Here is a 16234-nt window from a genome sequence, read left to right as displayed (position 1 = left end):
TGGACTGATTCGTCACATGTCGGAAGGCAGCGTAGCGAGAAGGCGTCCCGCTACGCTGCACCCGTTCAGAACGAGTAGCGGACATTCACCATGTAGCTGCGCGGCGCCGCGTAAAAGCCCTGATCCCAGTACAGGCTCGGGATGTACTTGCGATTGGTCACGTTGTCGAGGTTGAGCGTGGTGCTCCAGTGCTGGCCGAAGTCGTAGCCGGCCATCAGCCCGAGCACGGCATACGAACCCTGCGTGGTGAAGATCTCGCTGCCGTCCAGCGCCACGGCCTGCTGGTCGCGGTAGATGCGATCCTGCCAGCGCAGCGTGCCGCCCACCTTGAAGCCGGGCAGGGCGTCGAAGCGGTAGCTGGTGGCGAGACGGAACATGCGGCGCGGCACATAGGTGCGCACGTTGTTGCCCTGCGGATCGACCAGGCCCAGCTGCGTGTAACCGCCACTGAGCTGCCAGTTGTCGGTGAGCTGGCCGCTCACGTCGAACTCGTAGCCCTTCGAGGTCGCATCAATGCCGGTGTAGTAGTCCTGGTTGGTCGCCAGGTTGTGGCCGGCGTATTCGGCCAGGCCGTCCTGGCGCGAGCGGAACAAGGCAAACGTTGCGTTTAGACGTCCGTCGTACCACTCGCCCTTCACACCCACTTCGAGATTCGCACCCGTGACCGGATCGAGCACCTTGTTGTTGATGTCGAGCGAAGTCTGCGGATTGAACAGCTGTGCATAGCTCGCATACGCCGAGTAGTGCTGTGCAAAGTCGTACACCAGGCCCACAAACGGCGTGGTCTGGGTCTTCTCAAAATTGCTTGGCACGCCGTAGTTGGCGCCGTATTGCTCGATATGCACCAGGCTGGCGCCGGTGATCAGAGTGACCGGGTCGGCCAGGCTCCAGCGCGCGGTGGCGTACATGGTCTTGCGCTTGATGTGAAAGTCGCCGTTGCCATACGACGCATCGAACGGCGGTTCCGGATAATCGCCGGTCCACTCGTTGAGCGGCGGCAGCGGCGTGCCGATGCCTTCGCCATAGCTGGACAGCTGATGCACGTTGTCCTCGGCCCAGTTGGCGCCGAGCACCAGCTGGTGTGTGCGGCCCAGCAGTTCGAACGGACCGGTGGCGTACAGGTCGGCCACGTACTGGCGTTCCTTGCTGGTATACGCGGACGGGTAGGCATACAGGCCCAGGCCGGTCTGCGCGTCGGGTGTGCCGTAGACGTAGAACAGGTTGCTGTCCTCGGCGATGCGGCGATAGTTGAGCGATCCCTTGATGCTCCAGTCGTTGCCCAGCTGCTGGGTGAGTTCGACGAAGGCGCGCGTATCGGCCACATTCCAGCGCGACCAATCGGCCGACGTGCTGGTGCTGCGGTCGTAATCGGTCGGCGTGCCATCGGTGTTGTACAGCGGCAGCGCGCCCCACATGCCGCCGTGGGTTTTGTTCTTCTGGTAAGTGACGCCTGCGGTGAGCAGGGTGCTGCTGCTCAGGTCGGCTTCGACGATGCCGCCGAGCACTTGTTTGCGCAGGTTGTAGCGATCCAGATAACTGTCGGTGTCCTGGCCGGCGGCGATCAGGCGGCCGCGCACGCTGTGCGACTCGTTGAGCGGGCCGGACAGATCCACATCCAGGCGACGGTTGTCCCAGCTCCCCACGGTCAGGCCGACGCTGCCCTGGAAGTCGGCCGTGGGACGCTTGCGCACGAAATTGATCGTGGCCGAGGGATTGCCGGTGAACGACAGCAGGCCGTTCGCGCCGCGCAGCACTTCGACGCTTTGGTATAGCGCCGTATCCAGGTCGCCTTCCTGCTGACCGTTGGCGAACGGCAGGCCGACGCCGTCGACGAGGAAGTTGGTGATGTCGAAACCGCGCGCGCTGTAATAGGTGCGGTCGGTTTCCACCCGTTCCACGTTCACGCCGGTGGTGGTGTCCAGCACCGCATTGATGTTGGTCAGACCGAAGTCCTTCATCTGCTGCTCGGTCACCACGCTGACCGACTGCGGCGTCTCGCGCAGCGACAGCGGCAGGCGCGTGGCGCCCGAGGCGGCCTTGGTGGTGTAGGAGTCGCCATCGCCGGTCACCGTGGCGGTGGTTTGCACGCCTTCCAGATTCTTGACCTTGGTGGTGTCGGACGAATCGGGCACGTCTTCGGCGTGCAAGAGGGGAGCGGACAGAGCTAGCGACAGCGCGAGGAACAGGGCGCGGTGAGGCAACTGGCGTCGCGCGGGCGATGCGAGGGAGGGCATGGGCAGGCCTTGGGTCTTGTTGGTATCGGGAACCCGGGGCGGCGGCAACCCGGTGGGCTCGTGTGGCCCTTGGTGCAAATGATAGGCATTATCATTTACGTTTACCAGTCTCGACCTTGGTCGAGATGCCGCAGGAATCCCTCGCTACCGCCGCTGGCCGGCCCAGAGGGCATCGCGAAAACGCGATGCGCAAGCTATTGTCCCGCCCCTATGCCGATGCGATACGTGCTCTATCAGCGGGACTACTGCCACCTGTGCGATCAGGCGCTGGCCGTGATGGCCCAGGCGCGTGCGCCTGATTTCGACAGCCTATGGGTGGACGACGACGAGGCGCTCGAGCAGCGCTACGGCACGCGCGTGCCGGTGTTGCGTGACAGCCACGATGGGCGGGAGCTGGATTGGCCGTTTGATGCAGCGGCGGTCCAGGCCTTCGTGGATCTTCCCCTGTAGGAGCGCACTCGTGCGCGACCGCGGCCTCTGGCGTTACCGCACCGTGCGAGGTGGCGGTCGCGCACAAGTGCGCTCCTACAACAAAAACGCTGTGCGCTTATTTGGCCGTCAACGCCAGATGCGCGTTGATCTTCACCTCGTTCGCGATCACCGACGTATCGGCGTAATCGCCGGTGCCCACGCCGAAATCAAGGCGCTTCACCGTACCGGTGACATCCATGCTGGCGCCGGTGCCTGCGGGCTTGAACACCACGGTGAGGCTCACCGGCTTGGTCAGGCCGCGCAGCGTCAGGTTGCCATCGGCAACCACCTGCGCGCCGTTCTGGCGGAAGCCGGTGGTGACGAAGTGCGCCTTGGGGAATTTGGCCACGTTGAAGAAATCCGAACCGGGCAGGGCGCCGTCGCGATCCTTGTCGCCCGTCTTCACACTGGCCAGGTCTACTTCCACGTCGAACTTCGACGCGGCGAGTTTGGCCGGGTCGTAGCTGATCGCGGCGGTCCACTGGCCAAACGTGCCATCGAACGACTGCCCCTGGAAACTGCCGCTGAAGGCGAGCTTGCTGGCTGCGGGCTGCACGGCGTAATCGGCGGCGCCGGCCAGGCCGGGCACGGCCAGAGCGAGCAGCAGCGGGGCGAGCTTGAGCGCGTAGCGGTTCATCAGCGTTCTCCTTGAGAGTTCGGGCGCACACGAGCAAAGGGAAGCATGCGCCGCAGAGTGTTGTCGCGATCGATCAGGTGATGCTTGAGCGCACCGGCGATGTGCAGGACCAGCAGCAACACCAGGAACCAGAACAGGTATTCGTGGACGCTGTGCCACAAGCGGCGCGTATCCTGGTTGGCGGCGGTAAGCGCGGGCAGGTTGAACATCTTGAAATACTGCAGCGGCTTGCCGGCGATGGAATTGAACCACCAGCCACTCAGCGGCAGCAGCGCGACCAGCGCGTAAAGCGTCGTATGCACACCATGCGCCACATAGTGCTGCAGGCGCGAGGTGGGCTCATCTCGCGGCGGGCGATTGGCCAGGCGCCACAGCACGCGCAACAGGAACAGCGCCAGCACGGTCAGGCCGATCGACTTGTGCAGGGCGAGCCAATTGATTTTCTGCATGGGGCCATTGGCGAGATCCATGCAAAGGCCGAAGATGCCGTTGCCCAGGATCAGCAGCGCAATGGTCCAGTGAAAGAATTTGGCGACCGATCCCCATTGATGGTCGGTGTTGCGAAAACTCATGGTGATTCCTTGCTATGGGCCTGGTCTTCCTGGATGGCTTCCAGTTCCAGCCACACGCTCACGCCGTGGCCGATGGAATTGGGCGTCGCGGTGATGCCGTAATCGTCTCGATTGAGCATCGCCGTGCCAGAGAAGCCTGCAATCGTATGCATGCCGTAAATCGTCGTGCCGTGCCGGTTGAAGGTGAATGCAATATCCACCGTATGTGTCACGCCACGCAGGGTTAGGTTGCCATGCAGAACGCCGTGCGTGTCGTCCTTGCGCTCCACGGAAGTACTTGCGAAATGCGCATAACGGGACTTTTCCGCGTCCAGATAGGCCGGCTTGAGCACCGCCGCGTTCCATTCGGCGTCGCCCATGTCCAGGCTGGCCAGGTCGATGTCCAGCTCGGTGGCCGATTGCGTCCAGTCGTCGGGATCAAAACGCAACCAGCCTTTCGCTATATGCAGCCGCCCGAACGGACGCGAGAACCCGTTGTGGTCGATGCTGAAAAGGATCTGGCTGTGCGTGGTGTCGTAACTGTACGTGGTCGCTGCAGCCTGCACGGCGGCAAGCGGAGCGCAGGCGCACAGGAGGGCGAGCAGCAGGCGGCTGGAGCGGCATGAGCTTGGCATGCCGGGAAGTCTGGACGATCCGCCGCGGTGGCGCCAGCCGTCGCGCCGGAACGGATTGTTTCCCCACGGCAACGTCGTCGGGGTGGCCCGTCGCGTCGGCCAAAAGCCATGCTCGTTCCTGCGCGGCAGGTCTGGCAAAATCGAAAGATTCCGGGGGAAGTGCATGCTGCCGTCCTTGCTGCTTCGCGTTGTCCTGATCATGGGCGCGTCCACGCTGGTGGCAGTGTGCGTGCCCGCGGCCGCGCAAACCGCGCCGGCGGCAGCAGCGCCTGAGCACGTCAATGCGGCACTGGCGACGCCACAGTTCCGTCGCTTCGGGACGGCCGAAGGCTTGCCGAGCAGCAGTGTCTATACCGTGGTGCAGGCGCCGGATGGTTCGATGTGGTTCGGCACCAAGAGCGGCATTGCGCGCTACGACGGCGTCAACTTCAAGGTGTTCCGCCATGTGGCGGGCGACAGCCAATCCTTGTTCAACAACGGCATCTCCGCGCTGATCTTCGATCGCGCCGGCGGCTTGTGGGCCGCGGGCCTCGAGGCAGGCCTCAACCGCTACGACGATCGCTCGGGCACGTTCCACCACTGGGGTCACGACGCCAACGATCCGGCGAGCCTGGGCAGCGACAAGGCCTGGTCGATCGCCCAGACCGGCGACGGCTCGATCTGGGTGGGCACGGCGCTGGGTCTGGACCGCATGCGCCGCGATGGCCGCGGCTTTGACCACGTGCTGGTGACGGGCAGTGCACCGGAAGCCCTGGGCACGGTGGGCGCGCTCTACGTGGACGCCCACGGCCAGCTATGGGTGGGCAGCGACAACGGCGTCTTCCGTCGCGACCCGGATGGCGAGTTCCATCCGATCGCCATGGCGTCGCCGGAGAAGTCGCTCGACGCATGGCGCATCGAGGGCGACGGCGATGAAATCCGCGTGGCCTCCTCGCACGGCCTGTTCATCATCGGCGCGGACGATGTGGCGCGACAGGTGGGCAGCAGCGAACTGCCCGACACCAATATCCTCAGCAGCGTGCGCGACCGCAGCGGGCGCCTGTGGGTGGGCACGCAGCACGGACTTTTCCTCAAGAAGGCGCACGACGCAAAGATCGAGGCGGTCACTAACCAACCGGTGCTCTACGGCAACCTGCCGGGCACCTGGGTGTGGCAGATCCGTCCCGACAGCGAAGGTGGCCTTTGGATCGCCTTGTTCGATGGCGGCGTGGCCTACCTGGCTCCAGGCTGGGACAGTGTCAGCCGTTTCACGCACATTCCCGATGACGACAACAGCCTGCGCGATTCCGTCGCCTACGCGGTGGCGCGCGGCCGCGATGGTGCGATCTGGGTCGGCGAACGTGGCGGCCGCGTCGATCGACTGTGGCCGGCTACCGGCAGAGTCGAGCACGTGATCTCGGGCCTGCGCGGCGACGTGCTCGGTCTTACCGAAGATGCGCAGTCGCGCCTGTGGGTAACCGTGCAGGGCGCATTGTTCCGCTACGCCGACGGCAAGCTCGATGCCGTCGATGGTTCCAAGCACGGACTCAAGCATCCGCTCGAAGTGGAAGTGGGGCCGGACGGCAAGCTGTATGCGCGCAGCTTCGGCGAAGGGCTGTTCCGGGTCGACCAGGACACGCTGGCGGTGACTTCGGTGTCCGTGCAACCCGCGCAGGAAAAAGCACGCTGGGGCAGCCAGCTCACCCTGAGGAACGGCACGTTCTGGTACGCCAGCGACGGCGGCATGCTGCGCCTGGATCGCAGCTACGATCATTTCGAACCGGTGCCCGGCGTCGACAATCGCCAGGCGGTGGATGCGTTCGACTTCACCGACGATGGCGTGTGGATGGCTCGTCCCGATGGCCTGGAGCATTACCACTACGACGGCGACGGCCTGGTGCTCGATCGCAAGATCGACGCCACCCGCGGATGGCCCTCGGTCAACGTGGTGGACCTGGCTGTCGACCAGCATCAGCGTGTATGGGTATTCGGCCGCGATGGCCTGTGGCGTTTCGATCCCGCCATCGCACAGTTCCGCGAGCTCGGGCTGCAGGATGGCCTGAGCAACGGCGAATTTCTCCGCGGCTTCAGCCGCATGCCCGACGGCATGATTTATTCGCCCACCCTGGGTGGCGTGATGGGCTTCAATCCCAATCGCGCGTCACGTGCCACCGAACCGCCGCGCCTGGCGCTCACCCGCATCAGCGTGCGCCGCGAAGGCGCCGTGCGCGAGCTTCCCGTGCCGGAGTCCGGTCATCTTTCCATCGGTTGGCGCGATTCGGGCCTGATCGTGGACACGCGCGTGTTTTCCTATGTGGATCCCGCCGCGAATCGCTATCGGTTTCGCCTCGCCGGCCTCGACAACACCTGGGTGGATACCGGCGGCCATGGCGAGCGCGACCTCACCGGCCTGCCGCGCGGCGATTACACGCTGGAGGTCATGGCCGCCGGCGCGGACGGCGTGTGGACGCAGCTTGCGCAGCCGCTGCACATCCATGTGCAGGCGCCGCCGTGGGCGCGCTGGTGGGCGTGGTGTGCGTATGTGTTGCTGGCGGCGCTGCTGGCGTGGCTGGCCTTGCAGGCGTGGCGTCGTCGCCTGGCCGAGCGGCACCAGATGCAATTGGCGGAGCAGCGCAGCCGCCTGGCCGAGCAGGCTAGCGCCGCGAAAACGCAGTTCCTCGCCACGCTCAGCCACGAGATCCGCACGCCGATGACGGGCGTGATGGGCATGGCCGAGCTATTGCTGACCACCACGCTCAGCCGCACCCAACGCGACTACGCCGAAGCCATGCAGCGCTCGGGCGGCATGCTGCTCAAGCTGGTCAACGACGCACTCGATCTCGCGCGCATCGAAGCTGGCAAGCTGGAGCTGGACAACGCACCGTTCGACCCGCGCACGCTGATCGACGACGTGGCGAAACTCGAGCTGGGCCAGGCGCGCGCCAAGGGCCTGCGCTTCGAGCTGGACATGCCCGGCGATCTGCCGCCGCGCATGATCGGCGATGCGCTGCGCATCAAGCAGGTCTTGCTCAATCTGGCCAACAACGCCCTGAAGTTCACCGAGCGCGGCGGCGTGACCCTGCGCGTGCGTCGCACCGACGACGGCCTGCGCTTCAGCGTGATCGATACCGGTCCGGGTATTCCCGAGGCGAGCCAGGCACGCTTGTTCGAGCGTTTCGAGCAGGTCATCGGCCCACAGCGCCGCGCAGGCAGCGGCCTGGGCCTGGCGATTTGCCGCGAGCTGGTGGCGATGATGGGTGGCAGCGTCGAACTGGAATCAAAGGTTGCCTTTGGCAGCACCTTCCACGTGCGCCTGCCGCTGCCGGTGACGCAGGAGCCGCTGCCCGCGACGACGCAGCGCGGCGATGGCCTCGAGGCATTGCCGCTGCGCATCCTGCTGGTCGAAGACGACGTGATCGTCGCCGCCGTGATTCGCGGCCTGCTCGAACGTGCGGGGCACGAGGTGCGCTATGTCGGCAATGGTTTGGCGGCGTTGGCCGAGCTTGCCCAGGCACCGTGCGATGTGATCCTGCTGGATCTGGACCTGCCGGGCATCGATGGTTTCCAGATCGCCCGGCTGATCCGTCAGCGCGAGGCATCCGAGCAGCGCACTCCGATCGTGGCGATCACCGCGCGTTCGGGCGGCGATGAGGAAGCGCGGGCTCGCGAAGCGGGCATGGATGGCTTCCTGCGCAAGCCGCTGACGGGCGAGCAGCTGCAGGATGCGATCAACCTGCAGATGGCGGTGCACGCGTCGGTCGACGACTGACGCAATGGATTCTCTGTGGGAGCGCACCCTGTGCGCGACAGGCACCCATGGTGAGGCAACGCTACGTAGCTGCCGTCGCGCACAGGGTTCGCTCCCACAGGTGAATGCCGTGGCGCGGCATCACATATCGTGCTTGCTCACCTCAAACTGCCGCCGCCTGTATTCGGTCCACCGCGTGCGCGAACCCTCGCGCTCGGCCGGATCGGCGGGCACCACTTCCAGCACGCGGTCGTAGCGGCCCGGCGCACACTCTTCGCGCAAGTTGATCAGCATCGGGCGATCGGGCGTATCGATGCCGGGTGGCACGATCAGCACGGCAGTCGTGTGGTCGTCGTCGTCACCGGCGATCTGGTGCGTGATAAAGCCGTCCGGATCAAACTCCCACAGCAACTCGTCGATCGCCTCGGCTTGCGCAAAGTCGCGCGCCAGCACCAGGGTGGGTTGCTGGGCGGCGTGCGCGCGCTTGGCCAGCTCGCACACGAGCAGCAGCGGTTGCTCGCGGAAGCGCGGCTTGTCGATCAGGTAGAAATCGGCGCGAGGCATAGCGGGAGCCTTTCAAATTTCGTCATTCCGGCGCAGGCCGGAATCCAGTGACGTCGGTATTCGATTGTCGCGATATGCTCAGTGCATTCAAGCGCACCGGCGACAGCCGACCAATACGGCTGCTGGATTCCGGCCTGCGCCGGAATGACGGCAGTGATGGTTTACGCGGCGCGGTCAATCAGCCACTGCACCAGCAGCGACACCGGGCGGCCAGTGGCCAGGCCCTTGCGGCCTTCGTCCCACGCGGTGCCGGCGATGTCCAGGTGCGCCCAGCGCTGGCCCTCGGTGAAGCGCGCCAGGAAGCAGCCTGCGGTGATCGCGCCCGCGTTCTTGCCGCCGATGTTGGCGACGTCGGCAAAGCCCGATTCCAGCTGCACCTGGTAGTCGTCCCACAGCGGCAGGCGCCATGCGCGATCGAGCGTGGTTTCGCCGGCGGCGATCAGCTCGGCGGCGAGGTCGTCATGCTTGCTCATCAGGCCGCTGGCGTGCTTGCCCAGCGCGATGACGCAGGCGCCGGTCAGCGTGGCAGCATCGATCATCACCTTGGGCTGGAAGGTCTGCGCGGTATAGGTCAGCGCATCGCACAGGATCAGGCGGCCTTCGGCGTCGGTGTTGAGCACTTCGATGGTCAGGCCCGAGAGGCTCGTGAGCACGTCGCTGGGACGGTAGCTGTCGCCATCGGGCATGTTTTCCACGGCCGGCACCACGCACACCAGGTTCACTGGCACGCCAAGCTTCACCGCGGCGACGAAACTGCCGAGCACGCCCGCGGCGCCGCCCATGTCGAACTTCATTTCTTCCATGCCCGGGCCGGGCTTGAGGCTGATGCCGCCGGTGTCGAAGGTGATGCCCTTGCCGACGAAGGCGTACGGCTTGTCGCCTTCCGTGCCGCCCTTGTATTCGAGGATGACGAGCTTGGGCTTGTTGGCCGAGCCGCGGGCCACGGCCAGCAGCGAGCCGAAGCGCAGCTCTTCCATCTTCTCGTGATCGAGCACCGTGCAGCTCACCTTGTCGTGCTGCGCAGCGAACTGTTCGGCCTGCGTGGCGATATAGGCGGGGTTGCAGATATTGGGCGGCAGGTTGGCCAGCTCACGGGCGAAGCGCACGCCTTCGGCGATGGCCGTGGCCTGGGCGAGGCCGGTCTTGGCATCGTCGGCGCCGGCAAAGGTGATGGCGGCCAGCTCAGGCTGCGCGGACTTCTCGCGCGGCTTGAAGGTGGCGGTATAGCGGTAGGCGGCGTAATCGGCGGCCAGGGCGGCCACGCGCACGCGCCAGGAGGCATCGTGACCGGGCACGTCCACCTCGGTGAGGTAGGACACCGCGCTGTCCAGCGGCAGGCGGCCCAGGGCGCGCGCGGCTTCGATATTTATCTTCTGATAGCGTGCACCGTCGAAGGTCTTCTGCGTTCCCAGACCCACCACCAGCACGCGCTTGGCTGCCACGCCCTCCGGCGCGAACAGCACGGCCGTGGTGCCGGCCTTGCCGTTGATGTCCCCGCTCTCGACCTGGCGCTTGATCGCGCCGTGCGCAGCGGTGTCCACGCGGGCGGCGGCACTGGTGAGCAAACCGTTCTCATAGACGCCGACCACCACGCAGGGGGTTTCGACGGATTCGGGAGCGGCGGAGCCAAGGCTGAACTGGAGAGTCATGGAGAAGTCCTACGGAAAGGTCCGGAAAGGCCCGGACAGGCTAGACTTGGGGATTGCCGCGCCCGGGGCGGGCCGGCGCCAAGCCCTTCATCTTATCGCATGTCGAGAAACTGTCCCTCCAACCCGTACACTGCGCAGTCGTTTCTCCTCCCGTGCGACGCGCGCGGGTTCGACCCTGCCTGAGGACCGGTTCTGAGCATCCTCGATCGTTATTTCCTGCGTGAGCTGGCACAAACCGTGGCCGCTACCGCCATCGTGCTGCTGGCCGTCATGGCCGGCACTTCGTTTGCGCACGTCCTGCAGCAGGTGGCGAACGGCAGCTTCCCGGCCAGCGTGATGTTCCAGGTGCTGGGCCTGAACATGCTCGACGGCCTGTCGACCCTGCTGCCGCTGGCGGCCTTCCTGGGCATCCTCAATGGCCTGGGCCGCATGTACCGCGAGAGCGAGATGCATGTGTTGGCCTCTTCCGGCATGGGTCCCGACGGCTTGCTGCGTCCGGTGTCCATCCTTGCCGTGATCTTGGCCATCCTGGTCGGCATCGTGGCGCTGTGGCTGGGCCCCTGGGCCGCACGCACGTCCGACCAGCTGGTGGCGGCCGCCAACCGCTCGGTGATTGCCGCGGGCCTGGACGCCGGGCGCTTCACGCCGCTGCCGGGCAAGGGCGGCATCATCTTCGTCGACGAGCTCAGCCGCGACGGCAGCACGCTGGGCAACACCTTCATTGCCACCGAGCGCATGGGCCACGACAACGTGCCGCACCTCAAGCTGGTCACCGGCAAGCACGGCCAGCTGTATCAGGAAACCGACGGCAGCGGCCGCTTCCTCGCCTTGTGGAACGGCTTCCAGTACGACATCCCGCTGGGCGCGGACAACTGGCGCAAGATGAAATACGAGCGCAACGACGCCTCGCTGGACAGCATCCAGTCCGATGAGGACGCCGAAGATCCCGCGCACTCGATGACGCTGGCGCAGTTGCTGCGCACCGACAACCCGGACACGCGCGCCGAATTCGCCTGGCGCAGCATCGCGCCGGCGATGACCCTGGTGCTGCTGGCGCTGGCCTTGCCGCTGTCGCGCCAGAGTCCGCGCGAGCCGCGCTTTGGCCGCATGTTCCTGGCCATCCTCACCTTCTACTTCTACTACCTGTTGCTGGCGATTTGTCGCGGTCAGATCGTCAAGGGCCACTGGCACCACTCGTTCCCGATGTGGATGGTCACGCTGCTGGTGTTTGCCGTGGCGGCACGCATGTTCAAGAACCAATACTCGCCGCGTAAACCGCGCAAGGCAGGTGCCTGATGGCTGCATTGCGCATTCGTCGCGTCGACTGGCTGGTCGGCACCACCGTCCTGGGCGCCATGCTCACCGTGTGGCTGGTGATCACCGGTCTCGATGCGGTGTTCCAGTTCCTGCGCCAGCTCGGCAACGTGGGCAAGAACGGCTACACGGTGACCAACGCCGTGGTGTACGTGCTGGTCACCTTTCCGCGCCGTCTGTACGAGATGTTCGGCAACGCGGCGCTGATCGGCGGCCTGCTCGGCCTGGGCGGCCTGGCTGCCACCAACGAGCTCACTGCGTTGCGCGCCTGTGGTCTGTCCAAGCTGCGCATTGCCGCGTCGGCGGTGGGCGTGGTGGCCATCCTCGTGGTCGGCGTGGTGATTCTTGGCGAAACCGCGGCACCCTGGGGTGACCAGCAGGCGCAGGCCATGCAGTTGCGCCTTAAATCCAACAACGTGGGCCTGGGCGGCGAGTCCGGCCTGTGGGCACGCGATGGCGATCGCATCATCAATGCCAAGGGATGGATGGCCAAACACACGGCAACGCACAGCACCGTGCAGTTGCATGACGTGCGGGTGTTCACGCTCACGCCGGACGGCCAGGTGAAGCGCTTCGACTGGGCGCAGACGGCCGAACACGATGGCCACCAGTGGGTGATGAGCAAGGTGCGCAGCACCACCTTAGACGATGCCGGCACGCACTCCACCACCGCCGACAGCCAGACCTGGGATTCCAAGCTCAATCCGCAGGTGCTGGAGCAGTCGGTGATCCAGCCGCAATACCTGCCCATGCGCGACCTGCGCCGCAACATCACCTACCTTGAGCAGAACGGCCAGAATCCGGGCGTGTATGCCTCAGCGTTCTGGACGCGCGCGCTGTATCCGCTCAACGTGCTGGTGCTGGTGTTGCTCGCCATGCCGTTCTCGTTTGGCACTTTGCGCTCGGGCGGCCTGGGCAAGCGCATGTTCATCGGCATGCTGCTCGCCATCGGCTGGTACTTCCTGCAGAAGGCGATGGTGAACTTCGGCACCGTCTACGGCGTGCCGCCGCTGGTGGCCAATGTGCTGCCCGCCTTGATCCTGGCGGTGATTGCCTGGGTGTATTTCCGAAAACACGGCTGACGTGGCGCCGCCCGGCATGGGCGGCAGATCCCCGCCCCGTCCTGGTCGTGGCCATCACACTTGGCTAAGCGCCGGTGGCGGCGGAATCGTCCGGTGCATCCGGCGCGAACTGGCCTTCCTGGGCGAGGCGGGCGAATAGTCCGCCTTGGGCGATGAGCTCTGCAAAGCGCCCCTGTTCCACCAGCCGACCCTGGTCCAGCACCAGGATCAGATCGGCGTTGCGTACGGTCGACAGGCGATGCGCGATCACGAACGTCGTGCGGCCGACGGTCAGCCGATCCAGTGCGCGCTGGATGCGTGCCTCGGTGGCGTTGTCGAGTGCACTAGTGGCTTCGTCAAGTATCAGGATCGGTGCGTCCTTCAACATCGCACGGGCGATCGCCAGGCGCTGACGTTCGCCGCCCGAGAGGGAGCGCCCGCGCTCGGCGACCAGCGTTTCCAGACCGGCGGGCTTGCGTGCGATGAACGCGGCTGCTTCGGCTGCGGCAACCGCGGCGTCGATCTGGCCGGGCTCCGCTTCCGGATTGCCCACGCGCAGATTGTCCAGGATCGAGCGATAGAACATGCCGGCGTCCTGGAACACCACGCCGATGTTTTGCCGCAGCGACTCCAGCGTGACATCGCGGACATCGTGGCCATCGACCGTCACCCGCCCGGCGCTGGGATCGTAAGCGCGATACAGCAGGCTCAACGCGGTGCTCTTGCCCGCGCCGGTGGGGCCGACCAGGGCGATGGTGCTGCCGGGCGGCGCGCGGAAATTCAGCTCATGCAGGGCTGGCTGCACCGGGTCGTAGCCAAAACTGACCTGCTCGAATACCACTTCGCCACGCACGCGGGGCAGGGCGATGGCCCCCGGGCGATCGGCGATCTCGGACTGGCGGTCAAGCACGGTGAAGAAATCGCGCAGCGACTGCGACTGGAAGAACAGGTTCGACAGGAAGGTGGCGAATTGCTCCAGCCTGCCGATCAGCAGCATGGAGAAACCCACGAAACTGACGATGCCGCCCACGCTGATCTCGCCACGCGAGTGCAGCGCTGCGCCCACCGCAAAAATCGCCACGATGGTGAGCGTGCTCGCCGCACGATTGAGCACCGAAAGTATCGCCCAGCCGCGCAGCACCGGATATTGCGCATTGAGCGTGCGCGTCATCAGCTCGTGCAGCGCGCGCGATTCGGCGGCCAGTCGCGTGAAACTCTGCACCACCGTCACGTTGCCGAATACATCGCCGGCGCGCGTCGCGATCTCGTGGTGCAATTCCTCCACTTCGCCTTGTGCCTTGTGCGTACGCTGCACGGCGACGGCGTTGAAAATCGAGAAACACAGCAGCAGCGCAATCATCAGCAGCGCCAGCTTCCAGTTGATCCACAGTGCCACGGGCACCATCACGAAGATCGACAACAACGTAGCCAGGTGCTCGCGGAAGAAACTCAGCCAGAGATTGAACAGGTTGCTGACGCCCACGTTCATGATGCGTGACAGCCGGCCCGTGTGGTATTCGCCGTGGAACGACATCGGCATGGCCGCGGCATGTTCGAAAAACAATGCGATCGCGGCGAGGCGTCGGCGATGCGCGAGCCGGTCCGCATGCAGCGACACCCACACATTGGCCAGCACGCCGGCAAAGCCCACGCCGGCCCATAGCGCGATCAGGCGGGGCGCATTGCCGGCCTGCGTACTGCCCAAGGCGTCAACCACGCGGCCAAACAGCACCGGCTCAAGGAAGAACACACCGGCCAGCGCCAGGTTGGCCAGCGCCAACGTGATTGCCAGCTTCTTTTCGGGAGCCAGCAGAGCAATCACCCGAAGATACAGACGCAGGAACGACATGCCGTCGCCTCGATCGGCTCGCGTCCCCGCCGCATGCGGAGACCCGATGACAAGGCTAGCCCAAGCCGCCGTGGCCCGTCAGGCTCGCCGCCTTTGATTCTGCCAAAGCGAGCGTTCAAACTCGGGGTCTGATCCAGCTACCGGAAGTCCATCGTGGAACTCATCGACCTGCGCAGCGATACCGTCACCCGTCCCACCCCGGCCATGCGTGAGGCCATGATGCAGGCCGCCGTGGGCGATGACGTCTATGGCGAAGATCCTACGGTGAACGCCTTGCAGCAGCGGCTTGCGGCGGATCTCGGCTTTGAGGCGGCGCTGTTCGTGCCCACCGGCACGCAATCGAACCTCATCGCACTGATGTCGCATTGCGAGCGCGGCGATGAGTACCTGGTGGGTGCCGATGCGCATACCTACAAATTCGAAGGTGGCGGCGCCGCCGTGCTCGGCTCGATCCAGCCACAACCGATTCCGCACGACGTGGATGGCAGCCTGCCGCTGGACAAGCTCGCCGCGGCGATCAAGCCGGTCGATCCGCATTTCGCGCGCACGCGGCTGCTGGCGCTGGAAAACACCTGGCATGGGCGTGCCTTGCCGCTGGGCTACCTGAAAGCGGCTCGCGATTTCGCGCGCGAACGCGGGCTGGGGTTTCATCTGGATGGTGCCCGCTTGTTCAATGCCGCCGTCGCCAGTGGCGTGCCGGCTCGCGAGATTGCCGGTCTGTTCGACAGTGTGTCGGTCTGCTTGTCGAAGGGCCTTGGTGCGCCGGTGGGTTCGGTGCTGGTCGGCTCGGCGGCGCTGATCGACAAGGCGCGGCGGTGGAAGAAGGTGACCGGTGGCGGTTGGCGTCAGGCTGGCATGCTTGCTGCTGCTGCGCAGTACGCGCTGGATCACCATGTGGAGCGTCTCGCCGAGGATCACGCTCGCGCGGTGATGTTGGCGGCGGGGCTGGGTGACCTTCCTGGCGTGAAGCTGCTGGGGCAGCACACCAATATGGTGTTTATCGATGTGCCTGCCGATCGGCTGCGGGAATTGGACGTCCATTTGAAGCAGGCGGGTATTCGCATCAGCATCGGGTATTTGCCGACGTTGCGGTTGGTGACGCATCTGGATGTTGATGATGAGGGGGTGGCGCGGACGGTGGCGGCGTTCCGGCAGTTTTTTGCCTGATTCTGCGGGTGCCGGCGATTTTCTCCCTCTCCCCGCCGGGGAGAGGGTTGGGGTGAGGGGCGGGTGCTCGCGGGAACGCGTCTATTCGTCATCCCGGCGTAGGACGGAAGCGCTCTTCAACAGCCGAATGGCTGGTCATCCAGTAGCGATAGTCTTCGGTTGTCGCGATACCGCGACCTGGCTCGCCTGCCGCGGGCTTCCGTCCTCCTGCCGGAGGCCGGGTCACTTTTCTTTGCTTGCCCAAAGAAAAGTAACCAAAAGAAAGGGCCCCCCGGATGACGCGCCTTCCGGGCCTTTGGCCCTCCAGGTGCGCGTGCGGGTTGCGGGGTTTTTCGACAGGACATCCGTGTCCTGTCGAAAAACTGGCCGCATCTC

The 16234-nt window shown here is 65.3% G+C and carries 12 protein-coding genes; 5 read left to right on the top strand and 7 right to left on the bottom strand.

Going from position 1 to position 16234, the window contains the following annotated elements:
- Positions 1-65: 65 nt before the first annotated feature.
- Positions 66-2234, bottom strand: a complete 2169-nt coding sequence (locus tag AB4Y82_RS17430) for a TonB-dependent siderophore receptor (protein ID WP_441604946.1) — start codon at positions 2232-2234, stop codon at positions 66-68.
- Positions 2235-2444: 210 nt separating this feature from the next.
- Between AB4Y82_RS17430 and AB4Y82_RS17425 the strand changes: the two genes are divergently transcribed.
- Positions 2445-2684, top strand: coding sequence for a glutaredoxin family protein (locus AB4Y82_RS17425; RefSeq protein WP_441604945.1), 240 nt, complete (start codon positions 2445-2447; stop codon positions 2682-2684).
- Between the two features lie 97 nt (positions 2685-2781).
- On the opposite strand, the gene AB4Y82_RS17420 is transcribed toward AB4Y82_RS17425, so the two are convergent.
- Genes AB4Y82_RS17420 through AB4Y82_RS17410 form a run of 3 tightly spaced genes read right to left on the bottom strand, consistent with a single transcriptional unit; the run spans position 2782 to position 4528 of the window.
- Positions 2782-3342 (bottom strand): YceI family protein, encoded by a 561-nt coding sequence (locus AB4Y82_RS17420; RefSeq protein WP_441604944.1) that lies wholly within the window; start codon positions 3340-3342, stop codon positions 2782-2784.
- The gene (locus tag AB4Y82_RS17415; RefSeq protein ID WP_441604943.1) at positions 3342-3914 is read right to left on the bottom strand and encodes a cytochrome b; all 573 of its coding nucleotides are present in this window, start codon (positions 3912-3914) and stop codon (positions 3342-3344) included. The genes AB4Y82_RS17420 and AB4Y82_RS17415 overlap by 1 nt, the downstream gene beginning before the upstream one ends.
- Positions 3911-4528: a YceI family protein gene (locus tag AB4Y82_RS17410; protein WP_441604942.1), complete on the bottom strand. Its 618-nt coding sequence runs from the start codon at positions 4526-4528 to the stop codon at positions 3911-3913. The genes AB4Y82_RS17415 and AB4Y82_RS17410 overlap by 4 nt, the downstream gene beginning before the upstream one ends.
- A gap of 163 nt (positions 4529-4691) precedes the next feature.
- On the opposite strand from AB4Y82_RS17410, the gene AB4Y82_RS17405 reads away from it, so the two are divergent.
- Positions 4692-8276: an ATP-binding protein gene (locus tag AB4Y82_RS17405; protein WP_441604941.1), complete on the top strand. Its 3585-nt coding sequence runs from the start codon at positions 4692-4694 to the stop codon at positions 8274-8276.
- Positions 8277-8396: 120 nt separating this feature from the next.
- Here AB4Y82_RS17405 and AB4Y82_RS17400 read toward each other — a convergent pair whose 3' ends face one another.
- Together AB4Y82_RS17400 and AB4Y82_RS17395 are read right to left on the bottom strand one after the other, a co-directional pair.
- Positions 8397-8819, bottom strand: coding sequence for a DNA polymerase III subunit chi (locus AB4Y82_RS17400; protein ID WP_441604940.1), 423 nt, complete (start codon positions 8817-8819; stop codon positions 8397-8399).
- A 161-nt stretch (positions 8820-8980) separates the two neighbouring features.
- Entirely contained in the window at positions 8981-10468 is a 1488-nt protein-coding gene (locus tag AB4Y82_RS17395; RefSeq protein ID WP_441604939.1) for a leucyl aminopeptidase, read from the bottom strand.
- A gap of 198 nt (positions 10469-10666) precedes the next feature.
- Between AB4Y82_RS17395 and lptF the strand changes: the two genes are divergently transcribed.
- Both lptF and lptG read left to right on the top strand, forming a co-directional pair.
- The gene (gene lptF, locus AB4Y82_RS17390) at positions 10667-11764 is read left to right on the top strand and encodes an LPS export ABC transporter permease LptF (RefSeq protein WP_441604994.1); all 1098 of its coding nucleotides are present in this window, start codon (positions 10667-10669) and stop codon (positions 11762-11764) included.
- The gene (gene lptG, locus AB4Y82_RS17385; protein WP_441604938.1) at positions 11764-12864 is read left to right on the top strand and encodes an LPS export ABC transporter permease LptG; all 1101 of its coding nucleotides are present in this window, start codon (positions 11764-11766) and stop codon (positions 12862-12864) included. Before lptF ends, lptG begins: the two co-directional genes overlap by 1 nt.
- Positions 12865-12928: 64 nt before the next feature.
- Here the strand turns inward: lptG and AB4Y82_RS17380 are convergent, their stop codons facing one another.
- Positions 12929-14692 carry a glucan ABC transporter ATP-binding protein/ permease gene (locus tag AB4Y82_RS17380; RefSeq protein WP_441604937.1) on the bottom strand — a complete coding sequence of 588 codons (1764 nt, stop codon included), beginning with the start codon at positions 14690-14692 and terminating at the stop codon, positions 12929-12931.
- A gap of 153 nt (positions 14693-14845) precedes the next feature.
- On the opposite strand from AB4Y82_RS17380, the gene ltaE reads away from it, so the two are divergent.
- The gene (gene ltaE, locus AB4Y82_RS17375; protein ID WP_441604936.1) at positions 14846-15859 is read left to right on the top strand and encodes a low-specificity L-threonine aldolase; all 1014 of its coding nucleotides are present in this window, start codon (positions 14846-14848) and stop codon (positions 15857-15859) included.
- Positions 15860-16234 lie beyond the last annotated feature (375 nt).

It is taken from the genome of Dyella sp. 2YAF14 (genome assembly GCF_052114725.1).
Taxonomy (GTDB): Bacteria; Pseudomonadota; Gammaproteobacteria; order Xanthomonadales; family Rhodanobacteraceae; genus Dyella.
Note: the sequence above shows the minus strand (reverse complement) of the source record. Positions and strands in the feature narration are given on the sequence as shown.